Here is a 1,920-nt window from a genome sequence, read left to right as displayed (position 1 = left end):
CAGATCCTGGGCCATAGACAAGCCGATCCCAAAACCATTCTTTTGCTTCTGATTATAATGGTGGGATTCGTCTTCCCGGTAAAAACGTTCAAAGAAGCGGTTGGTATCGATCCCAGCCCCATTCTTATATGAATTGGTGACCGTCAAAACCGCGTTCTGATTAAGCCGGCTCTTGGCCAGGACAACCATGACTTCGCCCTCGGGGTCACAATACTTCTGGGCGTTGTCGATCAAGATGTTGACCAGTTCCAGTAGGCTGCTCTGTTCGGCGTTGATGTAGAGATCCGGATCGATGCTGACCACATACTTTTTATTATCCTTAGCCAGAACCGATTTAAATGAATCTGCTGATTCCTTGGTAATTTCTGAGAAATTGACCTTTGACAAGACCAGTTCTTCCGGTTCACTCATCCTAGTCAAAGTGATCAGCTGGTTGATCAAACCGGTCATCCGCACCACCTGTTCTTTGGTGCTTTCATTCCATTCATCATCATTGCCCAGCAGCTCTTCCATTTCAGCGTTAGCGCTGATTACGGACAGAGGGGTCTTCAGCTCGTGACCGGCATTGGTGATAAAACGCCGCTGTTTGTCGTAGGCATCCTTGATCGGCTGGATTGCCTTGTCGGCAAGCAGAGCCATAATGATGACAAAAAACAAAATCCCGCTGAAGGTGAAAATCAAGGCATATCTCACCAGCAAAAGCGCTGACTGCATCAAAGGACTCAAGTCAATGAAGCAGATATAGTACTTGTTGGCGGAAATCTTTTTAGCCAAGTAGCGGAAGCGGACTCCATTAGATTGGATCGTCCCCTTCAACTGGCCAGCTGACAGGCGCATGGAGATCTCCTTTTTCCGGCTGGAAACCGAGTTGATCGAATAGCCGATGATGTGGTCCGCGTCAATTACGGTCAAAGTCTGTTTTTTCGTATTGATGTTGGCCGTGAAGTAGCGGTACTTAAAGATCCCTTCCTTATTGTACTGATCGCCTAGCCGCTTTTTGGCTTGAACCTCGTCCAGTCGGCCATTATTTTTAACAATAATGGATAGGACTTGGTCAGCTTCATGGCTGGATTCAAAAAGGCTGATGCCGATCAAGCTGGAGAAAGAGAAAAACATGACCAAAAAAAGCGATAGCGTCGCCAGCCAGATAAAGCGCCGCCTGATTCTTTTAATCATGATCAGGCCCTCTCAAGGCAGAACTCGCCGCCCTTCTCGCCGGAAATCTGGACATTTGCCCCGATTGAGGCCAACTTGGACCGAAGGAAGGAGATGTATACCCAAACCACGTCTTCGCTTTCATCTTCATTCTTCCAAACATGGTTGAATAGTTCTTCCGTGCTGATGGCCTTGCCAGGATTGAGCAAGAAGTAGCGCATCAAGCCGGTTTCCTGCTTGGACAGACTGATGGAGTTGTTGCTGGACAGCTCTTGGGAGTTGAGGTCCAGCTTGAGGTTGTCGTAGTTCAGTTCTTGAGTGCTGTTGTAGTCCTCGCTTCGGCGCTCTTTTGACCGTAGGCGGGCCAGCAGTTCCTTTAAGGAGAACGGCTTAGTCAAGTAGTCGTCAGCACCGACATCCAGCCCCGTTACCTTGTCGTCGATTTCAGACTTGGCCGTCAACATCATAATGTAGGTTTTGTCACCAGCAGCGCGGATTTCCTTGACCGCGTCCAGGCCATTTTTGACGGGCATCATGATGTCCATGATGATGACGTCGTAGGGATGCTTTTTGACAGCATCGACAGCTTCTTGTCCGTTAAAAACTGAGTCGACATCGTAGCCGCTTTTTTGCATGGCGACCGTCAAAACTCTGTTCAATTGTGCTTCGTCTTCAGCTAAAAGAATTTTGGTTCAGTATAAAAACTTGTGTAAATGACTGAGAGACTTAGAAAGCTTTCCGCGATAGTTCCATTAACCGCAGGAA

Annotated in this window: 2 protein-coding genes; both read right to left on the bottom strand. The window is 47.9% G+C overall.

Features of this window, described 5'->3' with window-relative positions; all coding sequences use genetic code 11:
• The coding region (locus tag FD23_RS04815; protein WP_236743877.1) for a sensor histidine kinase at window positions 1-1,176 on the bottom strand (1,176 nt) is incomplete at its 3' end.
• Between the two features lie 2 nt (window positions 1,177-1,178).
• Entirely contained in the window at window positions 1,179-1,790 is a 612-nt protein-coding gene (locus FD23_RS04810) for a response regulator transcription factor (protein WP_052933638.1), read from the bottom strand.
• Window positions 1,791-1,920: the final 130 nt, after the last annotated feature.

Source organism: Lactobacillus delbrueckii subsp. delbrueckii DSM 20074 = JCM 1012 (assembly GCF_001433875.1).
Classification (GTDB): Bacteria; Bacillota; Bacilli; order Lactobacillales; family Lactobacillaceae; genus Lactobacillus; species Lactobacillus delbrueckii.
Note: the sequence above shows the minus strand (reverse complement) of the source record. Positions and strands in the feature narration are given on the sequence as shown.